We start from the raw sequence: 21,056 nt of genomic DNA on the forward strand, positions 1-21,056 counted from the left end.
GCATTCCTTATCCGGCGAAGGTCAGCCAGGGGCTGGCCAGGATCAAGCTCAACAGCACCAGCACTTGTGCCGCCAGCAGCAACGCCTGGCGGCGCAGCAGGCCAAGGGCTCCGCGGCTGCGTTGGTCCCAGGGCCGGCCGCCTTTTTCCACAGGCTGCAGGCCGAGGGCGCCCAGGGCCTGATCCAGGGCCTGGGTGCTGTGTTCGAGGGACGCGGGGCTATCGGCCACGCGTTGAAACAGGTCGGCGTCGAAGGCCACGCGCAGCGCCAGGTACTTTTCCACCAGCCCCAGCAGCACCAGGGCCAGGCTGAGGATCAGCCCACCCAGCGTGACGCTGGCCAGCAGGTACTGGCCCAGGCCATACAGCGCACCGAGCAGGGTCAGGCCTGTGGATAACTGATCCAGGGCCCGGCCCCGGCGCAGCAGGCTGGCGACGCTGTAGAGCTGCATCTCACTGGACATGAGCCGGTCTCTTGGTACTGATCAGGGTTTCCAGCGCCTGCCGCTGGGCTGCTTGCAGGACGATCTGCGGGCGTGCGCGCTGGATCTGCACCACGGCCGCGTCCACCGTGGCGGCGCGGCCACTGTGCAGCAGCCAGGCGGCAATCGCCGTGGCGCTGCGCGAATAACCCAGGGCGCAGCACACCAGCAGCGGGCCTTGCTGGCGCAGGCGTTCAACGGCTTGCGCCGCAGCCAGGCATTGCTCGGGGCTGAGGGCGCACAGGTCCAGTACCGGCAGGCTCTGGTAGGCCTGCAAGCCGCGACTGTCCAGGGACAGCTCGGCGCACAGGTCGAGCACCGCGACAAAGGGGCTGTCCTTGAGCTCCGCCGGAGTCGGCAGGCGGCCGAGCCAGAGGTTATCCACAACCTGATCCGGCTGTGGATGGTTTTTTGTCCACAGCCGCGAGTTGATCCAGGCCGCTGCCAGGTAGGGCGCCAGCAGCCAGCGGGCGGCGGGGCTCAGGCTGCCGTCCTGGCGCTTCTGGAACCCTGCGGCGCCGAGCAGGGCGTAGTTCAGGGCCACCAGCAACAGCGCCACGGCGGGCCAGATCAACCACAGCCCGGTGCCGCCCCAGGTGAAGGCGGCCACCGCCAATAGCGCCGCACCCAGGGCGTAGCGCCAGGCCAGCTGGCGCCGCCGCGGGTCCTGGGCCGGTTGTGCGCTGAACAGCGGGCTGGGGCGATCCAGCGGCCACAGCCAGACGCACAGCCAGCCGGCCAGGGCGCCGGTGGGCACATCGACAAAGTGGTGTTGATAAGTGGTGAGCACCGACACCCCGATCAAGCCGAACCAGCCATGCACCAGCCAGCGCCAGAAGCCCTGGCTATGCCGGGCGTAGCAGACCCACAGCACCACCAGCAGGGCGATGTGCAGCGACGGCGCCTGGTTGAAGGGCTTGTCGAAGCCGGCCAGCACCTCGAACAGCCAGCCGAACACCCCGTCCAGCTCCGGCCGGGGGAAGGTGAAGCGCAGCGGCCAGAGCAGGAAGCAACTGACCGCGATCAGTTGCGCGGTGAGCAGGCGCAGGGCGTGGCGCTTGAGCTCCACCCGGCTGCGCGGCAGCAGCAGGGAGAAGCCGTAGAGCAGGTCGATGGACCAGTAGGGCACGATGGTCCAGGCCCAGAACGGCATATGCCGCTCCCAGTCGAAGACCAGGCTGCCGACGTCGTCGCGCTGGGCGGTGACCCAGGTGGCGAAGCCGTAGGTGCTGAAGAACAGCGGTGCCAAGAGCAGCAGCCAGAGCACCGCCGGTTTCAGCAGGCCCGGCTCCCGCGCCGGCAAGGCGCCCGTGCTCATCATTGCACCCGTTGCGCCAGGGACACGCTGAAGATCCCCCATTCATCCACGCGCATGGTGATCTTGCGAAAGCCCGCGGCCTCCACCAACTGGTCCATTTCCGCCTGGGTACGGCGGCGCATGACCCAGGCCTGGCCCTCGCGGTGGCTGGTCAGGGCACGGGCGATCAGTTCCAGCTGCGGGTGCCACGGCTGGCCGGTGTACACCAGGTAGCCGCCGGGTTCCACGGCGCTGGCCAGGCCGGCCAGGGAGCCGCCGACCATCTGGTTGTCGGCGAACAGTTCATAGAGCCCGGAGACCACCGCCAGGGTCGGCTTGGGATCGAGGGCCGCCAGGTCCTCGCGATCGAAGGCGTTGCCTTTGACGAAGCGCGCGATCTCGCCCAGGCCCTTTTCCTGGATCAATGCGCTGCCGTCGCGCACGTTGATGTCGCTGTAGTCGCGCAGCAGGATCGATTCCGGCAGCGGGCTGACCCCTTGCAGGGCTTCGAGGATGTAGCGGCCGTGGCCGGCGGCGATGTCGACGATGCGCACTTCGCTGTCCTGCTCACGGAGCTTTTCCATGGCCAGGCGCAGCAGCTCTTCCACGTGCAGCTTGCGCTGGCGAATGCCGCGCCAGCCGATGGAGTTCAGGTAGTTCTGATCGATCAGCCGGCCCAGGGCGGAATGCCCGGTGGGTTGGTTGCGGTAGACGTAGTCCAGGGTGCTGCCGGAGTCGAAGCCGGTGTCGAAGCCCAGCTTGACCCCCGCCGACAGCTGGCTGCCCAGGCGCATGCTGGCGCGGGTGGCGCGCCAGTACAGGTCACGCAGGGAGTTGTGCGGCAGCGGCGCGGCCAGGGCCTCGGACTCGGCGCAGGTGACGCCCAGGCGGTCGGCGTCCAGCAGGGCAGGGCGGTTCAGCGGGCGGGCGAAGTTCTGCAGGATGAAGCGGCGGATGCTGGCCACGGCCGGGGCGCGGTTCTTTTCCCCCAGGGTGTCGTGGAAGAAGCCGGGGAGGATGTGTTTTTCCTTGTGCAGGCTGCCCAGGCGCTCGAAGAACTGCTCCTGGGGCTTGCGGTGCACCACGAAGTCCGAGCCGGAGATCAGCACTTGGGTCGGCACCTGGATAGCCTGGGCGTCGGCCACCACCCGGTCGGCCGCTTCATACAGGCCCAGCAGCACGTTGACCGAGATCGCCTTGGTGATCAGCGGGTCGGCATCGTAGCTGCGCACCCGTTCCGGGTCGTGGCTCAGGAAGCGCGCCTTGACGTAGCTGTTGACGAAGAAGTTGCCGCGAAAACGCCGCATCAGCGCCAGGCCGGGACGGGCGAAGGGCACGTAGAGCTTGACCTTGAACGCCGGCGAGGCCAGCACCAGGGAGCGGATGCGCGGCGCGTAGTCGTGGACCCAGGTGGAAGCGATCACCGCGCCGACGCTCTGGGCCACCACGGCGATGTGTTCTTCATCGATGCCGTGGGCGCTGCCCAGGTGGTCACAGAAGGTCTGCACGTCGCGCACGCTGGTGGCGAAGCTCGGGCTGTCGCCGCGGGCACCCGGGGATTGGCCGTGGCCGCGGGCGTCCCAGGCGAAGAAGTCGAACTGCGGCAGGTTCAACTCGTCCACCAGGTGGGCAATGCGCCCGGAGTGTTCGTGCCCGCGATGGAACAGCATCACCGCCTGCCGCGGTTCGCCGGGGGCCACTTCAGTGGCCGGCCAGTGGCGGTAAAACAGTTCGACGCCGTCATGGGTCCGGAACGTCTGGTGTTGAGCGTCGCGCATTGCCATTTCCTTATGCAGAGGGAGCGTTGTGCTGAACTTCTTTGAGGCCCTGGCGGACCCGATTGATCAGGGTGTAGACCAGCAAAGCGGCAACCAGTGCCAGCACTCCGTTGATCCACAGGGCGCCGAGCCAGCCCAGGGCGATGCCGGTGGCCAGCACGCCAAGAATGAAGGCGCGGTCGCTCTTGCCCATGGGGCCGTCGTAGCGCCGTGACGCGCCGACCATCGGCCCGAGCACCCCGGCGTATTCGCTGAACAGCGCCAGCAGGGTCACGGCCAGCACCAGTAGCAGGCTGACACCCGGGAGCAGGGCGAAGGGCAGGATCAGCGCGCTGTCGGCGACCACGTCGCACAGTTCGTTGAGGTAGGCGCCCAGGCGCGACTGCTGGCCGAATTCCCGGGCCAGCATGCCGTCGATGGCATTGAGCGCCATGCGCAGGATCATCCACAGCGGAATCAGGGCGAAGAGCCAGGCGTGGCTGGCGAACAGGGCGATGACGGTGCCGACCAGGAGTGAGATCACGGCGGCCAGGATAGTGATCTGGTTGGCGGTGGTGCCGTTGTCGTACAGGCGCTGCACCAACGGCCGCAGCAGGTTCTGAAAGCGCGGTTTGAGCTGGTAAATCGAGAGCATGATGGGACGGTTCCTTGTCGCACGCGGTGAGCAGGGCTGGATTATTGCCACAAATGCCAGGGGGCTGACATCAGAAGTTTCTGCACAGGCAAATGGCTGCCAGTTGTGTCTTCGACGCACGCCATAGATGAAAAGGCATGGCGTGCGACAAAAATTTCACCCGATGGGTTATACAGTAACGAATTGTTTCAACTTTTTTCGGCCCGGGACTTATCCACAGGGCCGGGCCAGAGCGGCGGGGTGGTATGCAAGTCGATCTTCAGACACAGGGCGCCGAAGTGGCCGCCTTGCCACGGTTTCAGCGGGCGGCTGTTCACGCCGGGCGCTTGCAGCGTTGGGGCACGGGCCTGCTCGGGCTGGCGGTGCTGGGGTTGGTGTCGGCGGTGTTCGTCGACCTGTTCGCCGCGCAGACGATCTGGCCGGCGCTGCTGGTGAACCTGTCCTGCGCCTTGCTGGTGGCGGTGGCGGGTTTGCAGTCGGCCTGTTGGCTCAGTCGCTGGCGGGAGCAGGCGATCAACCCTGCGCCGGCGGCGCCGCAGATGCCCGAGGAGCCGCCGCGTACCGGCTTCTCGGCGACCCTGGCGCTGCGCTGGCGACGCCTGTTGCGGCAGATCGGCGCCCCGACCTTGTGGCTCGCCGGCTGGTCGCTGCTGATCCTGTATAGCCTGTCGCAGGTGTTCAACCTGAGCTTGCCCGCCACCGCTCTGGGCCTGAGTGCCAGTGTCGCCGCGGTGCTGGCACTGCTGCTGGCCTTTGCCCTGCTGGTGCTGGAGCGCCAACTGGCCCAGGAACCGGCCCTGGAGTGGCCGGAGGCCGGCGCCCTGGCGCAACTGTTGCGGGTGTCGATCCTGTGCCTGCTGGTCAGCGCCCTGTGCCTGTTGTTCAGCAGCGACACGGCGCTGTGGCCGGTGCGCCTGGCGGTGCTGACCGGGCTGCTGCCGGCGCTGGTGGCGGGGGAGTTGCTGCTGCGGGCGCTGTTGTCGCTGTTCAGTCCGCAACGTGAACAGCTTGAACCGCGCTTGCTGGCCCACAGCGTGATCGCCGACATGCTGCGCTGGCCGCCGCAACCGCTGCTCAGTCTGCAGCATGAGTTGCACAACCGGTTCGGCATCGATCTGCGGCAGATTTGGGCGTTTACCTACATGCGCCGGGCGCTGTTGCCGGTGCTGGCGGTGGTGCTGGCAATCGCTTGGCTGTTGACCGGCGTTCATGAGCTTTCGCTGCAAAATCGCGGCATTTATGAGCGCTTTGGCAAGCCGGTGCAAGTCTTCGGCCCAGGTCTGCATGTGGGGCTGCCCTGGCCGCTGGGCCGGGTCATCAGGGTGGAAAACGGCGTGGTCCACGAGTTGGCCACCAGCGTCGGCGACAGCCCGCAGCCGGTCCAGCTGGCTCCGGCCGAAGGCCCGGCGCCAGCAATTGCCAACCGCCTGTGGGACGCCAGCCACGTGAATGACAAATCCCAGGTCATCGCCAGTGGCAGCGGCCAGCAACAGAGCTTTCAGATCGTCAACATGGACGTGCGTTTCGTCTACCGCATCGGCCTGGATGACAGGGCGGCGCTGGCCGCGACCTACAACAGCAGCGATGTGCCGACCTTGATCCGCAGCACCGCCAGCCGGGTGCTGGTGCACGACTTCGCTTCGCGCACCCTCGACGGCCTGTTGGGCGAGGACCGCACCGGGCTGGCGGACGACATCGGCAAGGCCGTGCAGGCCGACCTGAGCCAGCTGGACAGCGGCGTGGAAATCCTCGCCACCGTGGTGGAGGCCATCCATCCACCGGCCGGTGCCGCCAATGCCTATCACGGCGTGCAAGCGGCGCAGATTGCTGCCCAGGCGCTGATCTCCCGGGAGCGGGGTGCGGCCGCCGAGCAAACCAATCAGGCGCAATTGCAGGCCAGTGTGGCGAATGACCAGGCCCGGGCCGATGCCCGTGAAGTGCAGGCCACGGCCCAGGCCGCCGACCTGCGCTTTGCCGCCGAGCAGCAGGCCTACGCCAGCGCCGGGCAGGCCTTCGTGCTGGAGCAATACCTGAGCCAGCTGAGCCTGGGCCTGAGCCAGGCCAAATTGCTGATTCTCGATCATCGTCTGGGGGGCGCCAGCGCGCCGACCCTCGATCTGCGTACATTCACCCCGCCCGCCGACCCTGTGGCGCGGGGCAAAGCCGCTCAGCCAGGAGCCGTCCATTGAGCCAGTCTGCCCACTCCCACGATCACGCCGCTCATGACCATGGGCACGGCCATCATCACCATCATGGTCATCACCACCATCATCACGGCGCGCCGGCCGAGGCCGGGCCCTTCCCCTGGCGGCGCATGAGCTGGGCGCTGCTGCTGGTGCTGTTCGCCGTCGCCGCCGCGAGCCTGGTGCAGGTGCGCTCCGGCGAGGCCACGGTGATCACCCGTTTCGGCAACCCGGCACGGGTGCTGCTGGAACCGGGCCTGAGCTGGCGCTGGCCGGCGCCGTTCGAAGCGGCGATTCCGGTGGATCTGCGTCTGCGCACCACCTCCAGCGGTTTGCAGGATGTGGGCACCCGCGACGGTTTGCGCATCATCGTCCAGGCCTATGTGGCGTGGCGGGTCAAGGGCGACCCGGACAACGTGCAGCGCTTCATGCGTGCCGTGCAGAACCAGCCCGATGAAGCGGCGCGGCAGATCCGCACCTTCGTCGGCTCCGCGCTGGAAACCACCGCCAGCAGTTTCGATCTGGCCAATCTGGTGAACACTGATGCCGGCCAGGTGCGGATCGCTGACTTTGAAGCGCAATTGCGCAAGCAGATCGATCAGCAACTGCTGGCGACATATGGCGTGCAGGTGGTGCAGGTGGGCATCGAGCGCCTGACCCTGCCGTCGGTGACCCTCACTGCCACGGTGGATCGCATGCGCGCCGAGCGGGAAACCATCGCCACCGAGCGCACCGCCATTGGCAAGCGCGAGGCGGCGCAGATCCGTTCCGCTGCCGAGCGCGACGCGCGGATTGTCCAGGCCGATGCGAGGGTGAAAGCCGCGGATATCGAAGCCCAGTCGCGGGTGGAAGCGGCGCAGATCTATGGTCGCGCCTACGCCAGCTCGCCCCAGCTGTACAACCTGCTGCGCTCCCTGGACACCCTGGGCACCGTGGTGACGCCGGGCACCAAGCTGATCCTGCGCACCGATGCCGCGCCGTTCCGGGTACTGGTGGACGGCCCGCCGAGCCTGCCGAACAAAGCCTCCGGATCGCAGCCATGAACAAGGTTCCACGTGGAACAAATGAACTGAGCAGCCCGTGGATCCAGGCCGGTCGTCTGGCGTTTATCGCGCTGTACGTGGTCACGGTGCTGGCGGCGGTGGCCTGGGCGATATCCAATGTGCGGCAGATCGATCCGCAGAACCGGGCCCTGGTGTTGCACTTTGGCGCGCTGCAGCGGGTGCAGAACGCTGGTTTGCTCCTGGCCTGGCCGCAGCCCTTCGAACAGGTGGTGCTGTTGCCCGCCGCCGACCGGGTGCTGGAACGCCGGGTCGAAGGCTTGCTGCGTTCCGACGCTGCCCTGGAAGGGGACCGGGTGGCGAGTCTGGCCACCCCCTTGAACGACGCCCTGGCCGGTTCGGGCTATCTGCTTACCGGCGATGCCGGGGTGGTGCAACTGGATGTGCGGGTCTTCTACAAGGTCAGTGACCCTTTCGCCTATGTGCTGCAGGGCGAGCATGTGCTGCCGGCCCTGGATCGCCTGGTGACCCGCAGTGCCCTGGCCCTGGCCGCCGCCCGTGATCTGGACACCATCCTGGTGGCGCGTCCGGAGTTGATGGGCACGGACAATCAGGCCGCCGAACGCCGTGAGCGGCTGCGGGGCGATCTGTTGCAAAGCATCAACCAGCGGCTGGCGCAACTGACCGCCAGCGGCCAGGGCATTGGCCTGGAAGTGACGCGGGTGGACGTGCAGTCGAGCCTGCCACAACCGGCGGTGAGTGCCTTCAATGCGGTGCTGACCGCCAGCCAGCAAGCCGACAAGGCAGTGGCCAATGCCCGTACCGAGGCCGAGAAGCTGACCCAGAGCGCCAACCAGCAAGCCGATCACAGCCTGCAGGTGGCCCATGCCCAGGCCAGCGAACGCCTGGCCCTGGCCCGGGCCCAGACCGCCACGGTGCAGAGCCTGGCCCAGGCACAACGCGATGGCACCGATCCGGAAATGCTCCTGCGCATCTACCGCGAGCGCCTGCCGAAGATTCTCGGGCAGGCCGGCTCGCTGACCACGGTCGACCCCAAAGACGATTCCCGCCTGATCATTCAGGGAGCCGAACAATGACTGCTTCAACCCAGGCGGCCCCCGCCAGCATGCTGACCACCGCCGAGCAACGCAGCGCCGCGCGCCAACTGACCCTGGCCATGCTGGCCCTGGGGCTGTTGGGGCTGGGACTGCTGTGGCGCTGGCAGGCCCCGCAGCAGGAGGGCGTGAGCCAGTTGCTGCTGGGGGTGGCGTCCTTGCTGGTGGCGGTGCCGGTGATGCGCTCGGCCTGGTTCAGCCTGCGTTATCCCAGCCTGCACGGCATCACCGATCAACTGATCGCCCTGGCCATGCTCGGCGCCTGGGCCACCGGCGATCTGCTGACCGCCGCCTTGCTGCCGATCATCATGATCTTCGGCCACGTGCTGGAGGAGCGCAGCGTGATCGGCTCCCAGGAAGCCATCGACGCCCTGGGACGCCTGACCCGCAGCCTGGCGCGCAAGGTCCAGGCCGACGGCAGTGTGCTGGAAGTGGACAACGCCAGCCTCAAGGCCGGTGATCGGGTGGAAGTGCGCGCCGGCGACCGAGTGCCCGCCGACGGCGTGGTGCTGTCCGGCCAGGCCAGCCTGGACACCGCGCCGATCACCGGCGAGTCGGTGCCCCTGGAAGCCACGGTGGGCATGCAGGTATTCGGCGGGGCGATCAACCTGGATGGCTTGTTGCGCCTGCAAGTGACCCGCACGGGTGAAGAGTCGACCCTGGGCAAGGTCATCGGCCTGATGCAGAGCGCTGAACGGGCCAAGCCGCCCATCACCCGTTTGCTGGAACGCTATGCCGGCAGTTACCTGGTGCTGGTGCTGCTGTTGGCGGCGGTGACCTGGTTCATCACCCGCGATGCCCAGGCCATGCTCGCGGTGCTGGTGGCGGCTTGTCCCTGTGCCCTGGTGCTGTCGGCACCGGCCACGGCCATTGCCGGGATCGCCGTGGCCGCGCGCCACGGCATCCTGATCCGCAGCTCGGCGTTTCTTGAAGAACTGGCGGACCTGACCTCCCTGGTGGTGGACAAGACCGGCACCCTGACGTTCGGCACCTTGCGCCTGCAGGCCATCGACAGCCCTCGGGAAGACCAGCGGGACCTGCTCAATCTGGCCGCCAGCCTCGGCTCGGCCAGCAGTCACCCGGTCAGCCGGGCCTTGGCCGGGTTGGTGCCCCAGGAAGACCAATGGCCGCTCGGCGACATCCATGAACGTCAGGGTCTGGGCGTGGTGGCCCGTACCGGGGAGGGCGAAGCGGCCCTTGGGCGCCCAGAGCTGTTCAGCCAGTTGGGCATCACTACCAGCCCGGTGCCGAGGCATGACGGACCGATTGCCGGGCTTGCGCTGAATGGCGAGTTCCTCGGTTGGTTGCTGCTGGCCGACAGCGTCAAGCCCGAGGCTCAGCATGCGCTGGAGGAGTTGCGCGAGCTGGGGCTGGGGCGGCAGTTGTTGCTCACCGGCGACCGGCAGAGCGTGGCGGACAGTCTGGCCCTGGAGGTGGGGATCAGCGATGTCCAGGCCCAGGCCCTGCCGGAAGACAAACTCAAGCGCGTGCTGGGGGAGATCGACAAGGGCTTCCGGCCGATGGTGGTGGGGGACGGCATCAACGATTCCCTGGCGCTGAAAGCCGGGGTGGTGGGCGTGGCCATGGGGGCCGGTGGCGCCGACATCGCCCTGGCCTCGGCGGACGTGGTGCTGATCGGCAGCGACCTGCGACGCCTGGGCACCTGCGTGCGCCTGAGCCGCGAATGCCGGCGCACCTTGCAGGTCAATGTGATCATCGGCCTGGGCTGGACCCTGGCCATCGTCGCCTTTGCCGCCTTTGGCTGGCTGGGAGCGGCGGGGGCCATGATCGCTGCGCTGCTGCATAACCTCAGCACCTTGCTGGTGCTGGGCAATGCCGGTCGTCTGCTGCGGTTCCAGGAGCCGCTGCTCAAGCTGTAGCCGCCGGCTTGCCGGCGAAACGCGGCTGTGCAGTTTTTTTTCATCCCGGCTGTAACGCCGGGATGCCTCCTCTCTCTAGTGCTATGACGGGATTGCACAAGCTGCCCGTCGCCCCCTTGCGACTATTGAGGAATAAAAAATGAACATGAAGAAAACCGCTGCCGGTGCTGCCCTGGCCTTTGCTGCCGCCACCATGTTTGCCGGTGTCGTGACTCAAGTGTCTGCTGCCGATGCCCAGGTGCACTGCTACGGCGTCAACGCCTGCAAAGGCCAGAACGACTGCAAGACCAAGGACCACGCCTGCAAAGGCATGGGCGCCTGCAAGGGCCAGGGGTTCAAGGCCATGACCCAGGCGGCGTGCGAAAAAGCCGGCGGCAAAGTCGGCGAGTAAGCGGCGAATCCGTGCTGCCGCAGTGGGGCTGACCACCACTGCGGCCACGTTGCGAGGAGTTCGCTATGTCTGATCTTTCTTCCTGCCTGGGCTACGGCCTGGGTTTGCGCAGCGCCTACTACCAGCAGATTCTCGAAGAAGCACCGGATATCGACTGGTTTGAAGTGGTGTCCGAGAACTTCATGGTCGAGGGCGGCAAGGCTCTGTATTACCTGGACGCCATTGCCGAGCGTTACCCCATCGTGATGCATGGGGTGTCGCTGTCCATTGGCGGCCCCCACGCCCTGGACCTGGACTACCTCAAGCAACTCAAGCAACTGGCCCGACAGGTGGACCCGGCCTGGGTCTCCGATCACCTGTGCTGGAGCCGGGGCAACGCTCATCAACTGCACGATCTGCTGCCCTTGCCCTACACCGAGGAAAGCCTGGAGTACGTGGCGGGTCGGGTGCGTCAGGTACAGGACGTGCTGGAGCGGCCCCTGGTGCTGGAGAACGTCTCCAGTTACGTGCGCGCCGCGGCTGATCAATTCAGCGAATGGGAGTTTCTCGCGGCCTTGAGCCAGCTCAGCGGCTGCGAGCTGCTGCTGGACGTGAACAACGTCTATGTCAGTGCGCGCAATCACGGTTTCGATCCTTGGCAGTTCATCCAGGGGTTGCCGGCGCAGCGGGTGCGGCAACTGCATCTGGCCGGGCACCAGGACTACGGCGATTACGTGATCGACACCCACGACCATCCGGTGTGCGATCCGGTCTGGGCACTGTATCAACGCACCCTTGAACACCTGGGGCCGGTGGCGACCCTGCTGGAGCGCGACGATCATTTTCCACCCTTGCAAGAGCTGCTCACCGAACTGCACAAGGCCCGCGCGCTCGGGCAACAGGCTCTGGCCGGGAGGCAGCGATGCGCCTGAATGACTGGCAACGGGCTTTCGAAAGCTATCTGCTGGGTGAACAGGCCCAGGCTCGCGCGGCTCTGCAAGAGAGCCTGATCGGTGGCCCGACCCTGGATGTCGAGACGGGCCTGGCGATCTATCACAACGCCTACCTGGCCCGGCTGCAGGAGGTCATGGGCAGCGACTTCCCGGCCATCTGGCACTGGCTGGGGGACGCTGAATTCCAGGCACTGACCGGCGCCTATATTCGCCAATGCCCGTCCCGGCATTTCAGCCTGCGCTGGCTGGGGCAGGGTTTTGCCGAGTTTATCCAGGGCCATCTGGTGCCGGAGCAGGGCGCGCCCCTGGCGGAACTGGCACGCCTGGAATGGGCCTTCACCCTGGCCTTCGATGCCGCCGAAGCCCAGGTGCTGACAGTGGCCGCCATGGCCGGGCTGGAGGCCGAACAATGGCCGCTGCTGCAACTGCGCCTGGCGCCCTGTGTGCAGTGGCTCGACTGTCGCTACAACAGCCTGGCCCAGTGGCGCGCGGTCAAGGAGCAGGGGGATTTCCCCGACAGTGCCTTACTCGATCAGCAACAGGTGTGCCTGGTCTGGCGAGCGGAGCGGGTCTGTCGGTATCGCAGCCTGACAGCCGAAGAAGCCGCAGCACTGCGGGGCATGATCGAGCAACAGTGGAATTTCGCGGAACTCTGCGCCGAGCTGGCCGTCACTTGCTCTGAGGGGGCCCCGTTGCAGGCGGTTACCTGGCTGAAACAGTGGGTCGAAGAGGGCCTGGTGGTTCGCCGCGAATCCTGAAAAAAACGCTGGAAATTCGATAGCCAGCTATTTTTTCAAGATGGTCTACCCTCATTTCAGACGTCTGAAACAGGGGGGATTTTTCATGCTCGCGCAACTTCCACCGGCCTTACAGAATCTGCAATTGCCCTTGCGCCTGCGGCTTTGGGATGGCCATGAATTCAATCTTGGGCCGGAGCCCAGCGTCACCATCGTGGTCAAGGACCCGCAGCTGGTCGCGCAATTCACCCATCCCAGCCTCGATGCGCTGGGGGGCGCCTTTGTCGAGGGCAAGCTGGAACTCGAAGGTTCCATCAGCGAAGTCATCCGGGTCTGCGACGAGCTGAGCCAGGCCCTGCTGGATGAGGACGGCGACAATCAGCCGGTGCGCACCCTGCACGACAAGGCCACGGACGCGGCCGCCATTTCCTATCACTACGACCTTTCCAACGCCTTCTATCAGCTCTGGCTCGACAGTGACATGGCCTATTCGTGTGCCTATTTCGAGACCGGCAGCGAGTCCCTGGAGCAGGCCCAGCAAGCCAAGTTCCGCCATCTGTGCCGCAAGCTGCGCCTGCAACCGGGGGACTACCTGCTGGACGTGGGTTGCGGCTGGGGCGGACTGGCCCGCTACGCGGCCCGCGAGTTCGGCGCCAGGGTCTTCGGCATCACCCTGAGCAAGGAGCAACTGGCCCTGGCGCGGGAGCGGGTAAGTGCCGAGGGCCTGGACGATCTGGTGGAACTGCAGCTGTTGGACTATCGCGATCTGCCCCAGGATGGCCGCTTCGACAAGGTGGTCAGCGTCGGCATGTTCGAACACGTGGGCCACGCCAACCTGGCGCAGTATTGCCGGACCCTGTTCAACGCGGTGCGCGAAGGCGGCCTGGTGATGAACCACGGGATCACCGCCAAGCACATCGATGGACGTCCCGTGGGCCGGGGCGCCGGTGACTTCATCGAGCGTTACGTGTTCCCCAATGGCGAGCTGCCGCACCTGGCGATGATCTCCGCGCAGATCAGCGACGCCGGGCTGGAAATCGTCGATGTCGAAAGCCTGCGCCTGCATTACGCCCGCACCCTGGACCACTGGAGCGAACGCCTGGAGGACAACCTGGAGGCCGCCGCCCGGCTGGTTCCCGAGCAGGCGCTACGGATCTGGCGACTGTACCTGGCGGGGTGCGCCTATGCGTTCGCCAAGGGCTGGATCAACCTGCACCAGATCCTCGCGGTCAAGGCCCATGCCGATGGCAGCCATGAGTTGCCCTGGACCCGCGACGACCTCTACCACCCTTAGGCCGACCCTGAGCGGCGACTTACAGAATCGGTGAAATCAGCCGCGCGACCCGCATGCCCAGTTGTTGCAGGCGGTGGGTCTGGCGGCTTTCTTCCTTGGCGACTTCCCGGGCCTTGGCGAAGTCGGCCTTGAGCATGTCCTCCACCTCGGTGGCGAAGTCGTCGTCCACGGTGAGCAACATCACTTCGAAATTCAGGCGGAAGGAGCGGTTGTCCAGATTGGCGCTGCCAATGGCGCTGATCTCGTTGTCGATCAACACTACTTTTTGATGCAGGAACCCGGGCTGATAACGGAAGACCCGGACCCCGGCGCGCACCGCCTCGAAGGCATAGAGGCTGGAGGCGGCGTAGACGATGCGATGGTCCGGTCGCGCCGGCAGCAGGATGCGCACGTCCACACCGCGCAGCACCGCCAGGCGCAGGGCGGCGAACACCGCCTCGTCGGGAATGAAGTACGGGCTGGTGATCCACACCCGTTCGCTGGCGGCGTGGATCGCCTCGACGAAGAACAGCGAGCAGGTTTCGTAGGCATCCGCCGGGCCGCTGGCCAGCAGTTGGCAGAGCACGCCGCCGTCGGGGTAGGCGTCCGGCAGGATCAGCGGTGGCAGTTGCCGTGCGGCCCAGAACCAGTCTTCGGCAAAGGACTCCTGCAGGCAGGCCACCACCGGGCCGCTGACCTGCACGTGGGTATCGCGCCAGGGGGCCAGGGGCGGCTTCTTGCCCAGGTATTCGTCGCCGACGTTGTGCCCGCCGACAAACCCCAGCATGCCGTCCACCACCACGATCTTGCGGTGGTTGCGGAAGTTCACCTGAAAGCGATTGAGCCAGCCACTGCGGGTGGCGAAGGCGTGCACCTGAACCCCGGCGTCGCGCAGGGTCTGCACGTAGCTGGCGGGCAGGGAGTGGCTGCCGATACCGTCGTAGAGCAGGTGGATCGACACGCCTTCGGCGGCCTTTTCCAGCAGCAGGCGTTGCAGGCGCCGGCCCAACTCGTCGTCGTGGATGATGAAGAACTGGATCAGCACCGCCGTGTGGGAACGGCGGATGGCGTTGAAGATCGCTTCGAAGGTGGCATCGCCATTGACCAGCAGGCGCAGCCGATTGTTGGCCAGGCACGGCATGCGACCGAGCTTGGGCATGGCCCGCAGCGAGGCATAGGCCTGGGAGGCCCGGGCGGTCAGGGCTTCTTCGACCCAGGGGCGCCAGTTCAGCTCGTTGATGGCCTTGTGCATTTCCACGTTGGCTTGGCGCCGGGCCTTGATGTAGGCGTCGAAGGTGCTGCGGCCGAACACCAGGTAGGGGATCAGGGTCAGGTAGGGCATGAACATCAGCGACAGGGCCCAGGCAATGGCGCCCTGGGCGGTCCTGACGGTGAACACCGCGTGGATCGCGGCGATCAACCCGAGAAAATGCAGCAGCGCAATGAGATAGCCGAAGATGTGCGGGCCAAAATAATCCATGGGGGCAGCCTTGCTCCTGAAGATTCAATGCCTAACAGACCATGTTCCACGGCGAATGTCGCTATTTTATTCTGCATGCAACGCCGTGCCTTGCTTGAAGTCTAACGGCCACTACTGTCTAGGAGTCATTCGATGAAACTTCGTTTACTGGGTTGGGCGTTGGCGGCGGGAATGGCGCTGCCACTGGCGGCGCAGGCGCAGATGCTGCAACCGGGCTTGTGGGAACTGACCAGCAGCAACATGAAGGTCGATGACCAGAACCTGCCGGATCTATCGCTGATCCTCGGCCAGTTGCAGCAGCAGATGACCCCTGAGCAACGGGCCATGCTGGAGAAACAGGGAGTGACCATGGGCGGCAAGGGCATTCGCGTGTGCCTGACGCCGGATCAGGTCAAGTCCGATACCATTCCGCTGCAGGACCCGCAGTCGGGCTGCCAGCAGCAGGTCACCGAGCGCAACGGCAACCAGTGGAAGTTTCGCTTCAGTTGTCCCAAGGCCCAGGGCAACGGGGTGGCCAGGTTCATCAGTGATCGCGAGTTCACCACCAACGTGATCGGCACCTTCAATGCCACCGGCATACAGCAAAAAGGCAGCATGGACACCCGCGCCGTGTGGCTCGGCCAGGACTGCGGCACGGTCAAGCCCCGGGCTTCCTGATCCCGCCCCGTAGCCGGTTTGCCGGTGCAGGAGCCCGCCAGAAACCGGGCGCCGGGCCCTGGCCGACAAGCCGGCGCCACGCCTAGACCATGCGTTGCACCGCCTGCTCCAGGGTCAGTTGCCCCAGGTCTTCGCCCTTGCGGCTGCGCAGGCTGACATAGCCTCCGGCTTGCTCCTTGTCCCCGATCACCAGCAGATAAGGCACTTTCTGCAGGCTGTGCTCGCGGATCTTGTAGCCGATCTTTTCGTTGCGCAGGTCGGCACGGGCCCGCAGTCCATGCCGGCGCAGGCGTTCGGTGATGGCCTGGGCATAGTCCGCCTGGGCCGCGCTGATGTTCAGCACCGCCACTTGCTGCGGCGCCAGCCACAGGGGCAGGGCACCGCCATGGTGCTCGAGGAGAATGCCGATAAAACGTTCCAGGGAACCGAACAGCGCTCGGTGCAGCATCACCGGCTGGCGCCGTTCGCCGTGGTCGTCGACGTAGCTGATGGCAAAGCGCTCGGGCAGGTTGAGGTCCACCTGCAGGGTGCCGCACTGCCAGTCGCGGCCGATGGCGTCGCGCAGTACGAACTCCAGTTTGGGACCGTAGAAGGCGCCTTCTCCCGGGTTGAGCCGATAGTCGATCCGCATGCTTTGCAGGGCACCGATCAGTGCGCCTTCAAGCTGGTCCCAGATGTCATCGCTGCCGATGCGATGGGCCGGGCGGGTGGAGAGTTTCACCGCCACCTCGTCGAAACCGAACTCCTTATAGATGTCGAACACCAGGGCGATGATGCGGGCGCATTCGTCCTGCATCTGTTGCGCGGTGCAGAATATGTGGGCGTCGTCCTGGGTGAAGTGGCGCACCCGCAGCAGGCCGTGCAGCGCCCCCGAAGGTTCGTAGCGATGGACCTTGCCGAATTCGGCGAGGCGCAGCGGCAGGTCGCGGTAGCTCTTGCTGCCGTGGCCGAAGATCGCCACCGCGCCGGGGCAGTTCATCGGCTTGAGGGCGAAGGTGCGCCGGTCCTCGGTGCTGGTGGTGAACATGTGGTCGCGGTAGTTCTGCCAGTGCCCGGAGGTTTCCCAGAGGCTGCGGTCCATCACGTCCGGGGTGTTCACTTCCTGGTAGCCGGCCTGTTCCTGGCGTTGGCGCATGTAGCCGATCAACTGCGTGAACAGGGTCCAGCCCTTGGCGTGCCAGAACACCGAGCCGGGGGCGCAGTCGTCGAAATGGAACAGGTCCAGCTGTTGCCCGAGCTTGCGATGGTCGCGTCTGGCCGCCTGTTCCTGGCGCGCCAGATAGGCGTCCAGGTCCTGGTGGGTGGCCCAGCAGGTGCCGTAGATTCGTTGCAGCGGTACGCCGTCGACGTCGCCACGCCAATGGGCGCCGGCCACCTTGGTCAGTTTGAAGGCGCGCAACTGGCCGGTGCTGCGCACGTGGGGGCCGCGACACAGGTCTTCGAAGTCGCCCTGACGGTACAGCGACAGCACGGCGTCCTCGGGCAGGTCGCGGATCAGCTCGACCTTGTATGGCTCGCCCTGGTCCTGGAAGTGTTGCAGCGCCTGCTCCCGGGACAGCTCGCGGCGGTGCACGCGGTGGTTGGTGGCGGCCAGGCTGTGCATGCGCGCCTCGATCAGCGCCAGGTCTTCGGGGGTGAAGGGGCGTTCATGGGCGAAGTCGTAGAAGAAGCCGTCCTCGATCAGTGGCCCGATGGCCACCCGGGCCGTGGGATACAGCTGCTTGACCGCCATGGCCAGCAGGTGGGCGCAGGAGTGGCGCAGCACCTCCAGTCCCTCGGGATCGCTCGCGGTGACGAGGCTCAGCCGCGCGTCGCCGGTCAGCAGGTGGTCGCAGTCCACCAGGCGGCCATCGACCCACCCGGCCACGGCGGCTTTGGCCAGGCCACTGCCGATACTGGCGGCCACCTCGAACACGGATAACGGCTGGTCGTACTCACGGCACGCGCCATCAGGCAGGGTGATGCGGATCATCTTCGGTGGTCCTTGGTATCAGGCGGTTAACGGGTGAAGCGCAGGGGCAGGCCCTGACAGTGGTCGTACAGGCGGCCCTGGTGCCAGGCGAGCTGCCCGGACACCAGGGTGGTGGCGACGCTATGGCGAAAGCGCCGGCCGGCGAACGGCGTCCAGGCGCATTGGGCCAGGATCGGCTGGCTGTCCACGGCCAGCCCTTCGGGTTCGGGACGGATCAGCACCAGATCGGCCCAATAGCCTTCGCGCAGGTAGCCGCGGTCGGGAATGGCGAACAGATCGGCCACCCGATGGCTGGTCTTGGCCACCAGGGTGGTCAGCGGCAGGATCCGGTCGGCCACCAGCTCCAGCAGGGCCGGCAGGGCGTGCTGCACCAGGGGCAGGCCCGCTGGCGCGCGGGTGTAGGGCTGCTGCTTCTGCTCCCAGGTGTGGGGCGCGTGGTCACTGCCGATGACGTCCAGGCGCTCGCTGTTAAGGGCCTGGCGCAGGGCATCGCGATCGGCCTGGGTCTTGATCGCCGGGTTGCATTTGATCAGGTGGCCCAGGCGCGGATAGTCGCGGTCATCGAACAGCAGGTGGTGCAGGCAGACTTCGGCGGTGATGCGCTTTTGCGCCAGTGGCCGATCCTCGAACAGCGCCAGTTCCCGGGCGCTGGTCAAATGCAGCACGTGCAGGCGGGTGCCGTGTTTCCTTGCCAGTTCCACCGCCAGGGACGAGGAGCGGTAGCAGGCCTCGGCGTCGCGAATGCGCGGGTGGGCGGCGGCGGGAATCTGTTCGCCGTAGAGTTGCTGCCAGCGTTGTTGCACGACCTGGATGCTCGGGGTGTGTTCGCAGTGGGCCAGGAGCAGGGTTGGCACCTGGCGAAACAGCCGGTCCAGTACCTCGGGGTCGTCCACCAGCATGTTGCCGGTGGAGGCCCCCATGAACACCTTGACCCCGGCGACCTGGGTCGGGTCCAGAGCGGCGACGGTGTCCAGGTTGTCGTTGCTGACGCCGAAGTGAAAGCCGTAGTTGGCCACCGAGGTGGCCGCCGCGCGACGCTTCTTGTCCGCCAGGGCGGCCAGGGTCAGGGTCGCCGGTGAGGTGTTGGGCATGTCCATGAAGCTGGTGATGCCCCCGGCCACCGCTGCCCGCGACTCGCTGTGGATGCTGCCTTTTTCCGGCGCGCCGGGATCACGAAAGTGCACCTGATCGTCGATCATTCCCGGCAGCAGCCAGTGGCCCCGGGCGTCGATTTCCAGGTCGGCGCTGAGGTGGTCGAGGCTGCCGATGGTGTCGATACGCCCATGGCTGACCAGCAGGTCGGCGTCGAATTCGCGCCCTTCGTTCACCAGCCGGGCATTGCGGATAAGGATTCGGCTCATGCTCAGAACTCGTTCTGCAGGGCCTTGTAGCCACGCACCAGATCGACGTTGGTGCGGGCCACGTCTTCGGAAAACTCCGAAGCGCTGATGCTCACCGGAGGGAATTGCGCCAGATCGGTCTTGGGTCCGATGCGGGTGGTGGAGGGCACATAGAAGCCCGGCGGCAGGTCGCGACCGTCCACCACCGAGTTGTGCCGGACCACGCTGCCGTCGCCCACCTCGCAGTTGAACAGCACGCTGTTGAAGCCGATGAACACCCGGTCGCCGACCACGCAGGGGCCATGGACGATGGAGCGGTGGGCGATGGAGGTGTGCTGGCCGATGGTCACCGCCGCACCGGATTTGGAGTGGATCACCACGCCGTCCTGGATGTTCGAGTTGGCGCCGATGGTGATGGCGTGCATCTGGCCGCTGGCGTCCACTTCATCGGCGCGGATCACCGCGTAGGGGCCGACGAACACGTTGTCGCCGATCACCACCTTGCCGCAGATGATGGCGGTCTTGTCGACGTAGGCGGATTCAGCGATCACCGGCAGGTCGCCGGAAGGGTTTTTACGAATCATGGCGCGAGTCCTTCAAGGGGGAACTGATGACTTCCACCGCGCCATCGCGAATGGCGTTGTAGAAACAGTTGGGGCGGCCGGTGTGGCAGGCCGGGCCGTGCTGATCCACCTGCAGCAGTACGGCGTCGCCGTCGCAGTCCAGGCGCGCTTCGATCAGGCGCTGGCGGTGGCCCGAGCTTTCGCCTTTGCGCCACAGGCACTGGCGCGAGCGCGACCAGTAGCAGACCTGGCCGCTGGCCAGGGTTTCGGCCAGGGCCCGGCGGTTCATCCAGGCCAGCATCAGCACCTCGCCGCTGTCGTGTTGCTGGGCGATGGCGGCGATCAGGCCGTCGCTGTTCCAGGGCAGGGCATCGAGCACCGCGGTCAGTGGCCAGCGACTGCCCATGGCAGCGCTTTCCAGGTCCAGCAGCGATAGCGGCGGGCGCTGGATCATGGCCGGCTCAAGGCGTCGTACAGGGTGTTGAGGTTGTATTCGAACAAGCCGATGAAGGTGCTGGCCGGGCCGCTGGCCGCCAGGGCGTCGGAGTACAGGGTGCCGCCGATGCGGGCGCCGCTTTCCTCGGCGATCTGCTGGAGCAGGCGGGCGTCCTTGATGTTTTCCATGAACACCGCCTTGACCTTGGCGTTGCGGATCTGGGTGATCAGCGCCGCGACTTCGGCGGCCGAGGGTTCACGCTCGGTGGACAGGCCCTGGGGCGCCATGAAGTCGATGCCGTAGGCCTGACCCAGGTAGCCGAAGGCGTCGTGGGAGGTGACGATCTTGCGGTTGCCCGCAGGCAGGGCGCCGAGCTTGGCCTTGGCTTCGGCCAGCAGGCGATAGATCTGCTGCAGGTAGGCCTGGCTGTTGCGCTGGTAGTCGGCCTGGTGGGTCGGGTCGGCGGCGATCAGCGCCTGGGTGATGTTGTGCACGTAGAGTTCGCTATTGGCCAGGTTGTGCCAGGCGTGCGGATCGGGAATCTGTTCACCGTCCTCGTCCAGGGTGCGTGGAATCACCCCGCGACTGGCGGTGATCACCGGCGTCTTGCTGGCCGAGCTGGCCACCAGGCGATCCAGCCAGGGCTCGAAACCCAGGCCGTTCTTGATGATCAGCCGGGCCTTGAGCAGGGCCTTGGCATCGTCCGGCGTGGGTTCGTAGGTGTGGGCGTCCTCGTCGGCGCCCACCAGGTTGGTGATCTGTACATGCTCGCCGCCGACCTGGCGGGTCAGGTCGGCGAGGATGCTGAAGCTGGTCACCACGGCCAGCTTGTCCGCGGCCTGAGCGCTGGACCAGGACAATGGCAGCAGCAGGCTGAACAGCACGAGTAGAGCGCGCATCGGGAAA

General features: G+C 66.3%; 19 protein-coding genes. 9 read left to right on the forward strand and 10 right to left on the reverse strand.

Annotated elements, in window-relative coordinates; translation table 11 throughout:
- Window positions 1–7 precede the first annotated feature (7 nt).
- The 4 genes from ACMGG8_RS03875 to ACMGG8_RS03890 are packed head-to-tail and all read right to left on the reverse strand — an operon-like array spanning window position 8 to window position 4,190.
- On the reverse strand, window positions 8–463 hold the full coding sequence (locus ACMGG8_RS03875) for a hypothetical protein (protein WP_060841831.1): 456 nt from the start codon (window positions 461–463) through the stop codon (window positions 8–10).
- Window positions 453–1,799 (reverse strand): phosphatase PAP2/dual specificity phosphatase family protein, encoded by a 1,347-nt coding sequence (locus ACMGG8_RS03880; RefSeq protein ID WP_414159196.1) that lies wholly within the window; start codon window positions 1,797–1,799, stop codon window positions 453–455. The genes ACMGG8_RS03875 and ACMGG8_RS03880 overlap by 11 nt, the downstream gene beginning before the upstream one ends.
- A complete protein-coding gene (locus ACMGG8_RS03885; RefSeq protein ID WP_414159197.1) occupies window positions 1,799–3,556 on the reverse strand; it encodes a bifunctional alpha/beta hydrolase/class I SAM-dependent methyltransferase in 1,758 nt (585 codons plus the stop codon). The genes ACMGG8_RS03880 and ACMGG8_RS03885 overlap by 1 nt, the downstream gene beginning before the upstream one ends.
- Before the next feature lie 10 nt (window positions 3,557–3,566).
- Entirely contained in the window at window positions 3,567–4,190 is a 624-nt protein-coding gene (locus tag ACMGG8_RS03890; protein ID WP_414159198.1) for a CDP-alcohol phosphatidyltransferase family protein, read from the reverse strand.
- 245 nt (window positions 4,191–4,435) lie between these two features.
- Here ACMGG8_RS03890 and hflK (ACMGG8_RS03895) point away from each other — a divergent pair, with 245 nt between their 5' ends.
- The 8 genes from hflK (ACMGG8_RS03895) (at window position 4,436) to cfaB (ending at window position 13,723) form a co-directional block, all read left to right on the forward strand.
- Window positions 4,436–6,379, forward strand: a complete 1,944-nt coding sequence (gene hflK, locus ACMGG8_RS03895) for a protease modulator HflK (protein ID WP_414159199.1) — start codon at window positions 4,436–4,438, stop codon at window positions 6,377–6,379.
- Complete coding sequence (gene hflC / locus ACMGG8_RS03900; RefSeq protein WP_060841828.1) at window positions 6,376–7,416, forward strand: protease modulator HflC; 1,041 nt, start codon at window positions 6,376–6,378, stop codon at window positions 7,414–7,416. The genes hflK (ACMGG8_RS03895) and hflC overlap by 4 nt, the downstream gene beginning before the upstream one ends.
- The gene (gene hflK / locus ACMGG8_RS03905; RefSeq protein ID WP_060841827.1) at window positions 7,413–8,471 is read left to right on the forward strand and encodes a protease modulator HflK; all 1,059 of its coding nucleotides are present in this window, start codon (window positions 7,413–7,415) and stop codon (window positions 8,469–8,471) included. Before hflC ends, hflK (ACMGG8_RS03905) begins: the two co-directional genes overlap by 4 nt.
- A complete protein-coding gene (locus ACMGG8_RS03910) occupies window positions 8,468–10,369 on the forward strand; it encodes a cation-translocating P-type ATPase (RefSeq protein ID WP_414159200.1) in 1,902 nt (633 codons plus the stop codon). Before hflK (ACMGG8_RS03905) ends, ACMGG8_RS03910 begins: the two co-directional genes overlap by 4 nt.
- Before the next feature lie 139 nt (window positions 10,370–10,508).
- Window positions 10,509–10,760, forward strand: a complete 252-nt coding sequence (locus ACMGG8_RS03915; protein ID WP_016966257.1) for a membrane protein — start codon at window positions 10,509–10,511, stop codon at window positions 10,758–10,760.
- A 65-nt stretch (window positions 10,761–10,825) separates the two neighbouring features.
- Window positions 10,826–11,671 carry a DUF692 domain-containing protein gene (locus ACMGG8_RS03920; protein WP_235759354.1) on the forward strand — a complete coding sequence of 282 codons (846 nt, stop codon included), beginning with the start codon at window positions 10,826–10,828 and terminating at the stop codon, window positions 11,669–11,671.
- A complete protein-coding gene (locus ACMGG8_RS03925; RefSeq protein ID WP_060841824.1) occupies window positions 11,662–12,450 on the forward strand; it encodes a DNA-binding domain-containing protein in 789 nt (262 codons plus the stop codon). The genes ACMGG8_RS03920 and ACMGG8_RS03925 overlap by 10 nt, the downstream gene beginning before the upstream one ends.
- Before the next feature lie 85 nt (window positions 12,451–12,535).
- The gene (gene cfaB, locus ACMGG8_RS03930) at window positions 12,536–13,723 is read left to right on the forward strand and encodes a C17 cyclopropane fatty acid synthase CfaB (RefSeq protein ID WP_060841823.1); all 1,188 of its coding nucleotides are present in this window, start codon (window positions 12,536–12,538) and stop codon (window positions 13,721–13,723) included.
- Between the two features lie 19 nt (window positions 13,724–13,742).
- Here cfaB and cls read toward each other — a convergent pair whose 3' ends face one another.
- A complete protein-coding gene (cls, locus tag ACMGG8_RS03935; RefSeq protein ID WP_060841822.1) occupies window positions 13,743–15,182 on the reverse strand; it encodes a cardiolipin synthase in 1,440 nt (479 codons plus the stop codon).
- Between the two features lie 132 nt (window positions 15,183–15,314).
- Between cls and ACMGG8_RS03940 the strand changes: the two genes are divergently transcribed.
- A complete protein-coding gene (locus ACMGG8_RS03940; RefSeq protein ID WP_016966262.1) occupies window positions 15,315–15,839 on the forward strand; it encodes a DUF3617 domain-containing protein in 525 nt (174 codons plus the stop codon).
- An 82-nt stretch (window positions 15,840–15,921) separates the two neighbouring features.
- On the opposite strand, the gene thrS is transcribed toward ACMGG8_RS03940, so the two are convergent.
- The 5 genes from thrS to ACMGG8_RS03965 are packed head-to-tail and all read right to left on the reverse strand — an operon-like array spanning window position 15,922 to window position 21,049.
- Window positions 15,922–17,811 (reverse strand): threonine--tRNA ligase, encoded by a 1,890-nt coding sequence (thrS, locus tag ACMGG8_RS03945; protein WP_414159201.1) that lies wholly within the window; start codon window positions 17,809–17,811, stop codon window positions 15,922–15,924.
- A 26-nt stretch (window positions 17,812–17,837) separates the two neighbouring features.
- A complete protein-coding gene (locus tag ACMGG8_RS03950; protein WP_060841820.1) occupies window positions 17,838–19,172 on the reverse strand; it encodes a dihydroorotase in 1,335 nt (444 codons plus the stop codon).
- A gap of 2 nt (window positions 19,173–19,174) precedes the next feature.
- The gene (locus ACMGG8_RS03955) at window positions 19,175–19,735 is read right to left on the reverse strand and encodes a DapH/DapD/GlmU-related protein (RefSeq protein WP_060841819.1); all 561 of its coding nucleotides are present in this window, start codon (window positions 19,733–19,735) and stop codon (window positions 19,175–19,177) included.
- Complete coding sequence (gene hisI / locus ACMGG8_RS03960; protein WP_414159202.1) at window positions 19,725–20,168, reverse strand: phosphoribosyl-AMP cyclohydrolase; 444 nt, start codon at window positions 20,166–20,168, stop codon at window positions 19,725–19,727. Before hisI ends, ACMGG8_RS03955 begins: the two co-directional genes overlap by 11 nt.
- On the reverse strand, window positions 20,165–21,049 hold the full coding sequence (locus ACMGG8_RS03965) for a metal ABC transporter substrate-binding protein (RefSeq protein ID WP_414159203.1): 885 nt from the start codon (window positions 21,047–21,049) through the stop codon (window positions 20,165–20,167). The genes hisI and ACMGG8_RS03965 overlap by 4 nt, the downstream gene beginning before the upstream one ends.
- Window positions 21,050–21,056 lie beyond the last annotated feature (7 nt).

The sequence above is a fragment of the Pseudomonas sp. BNK-45 genome (genome assembly GCF_047456255.1).
Classification (GTDB): domain Bacteria; phylum Pseudomonadota; class Gammaproteobacteria; order Pseudomonadales; family Pseudomonadaceae; genus Aquipseudomonas.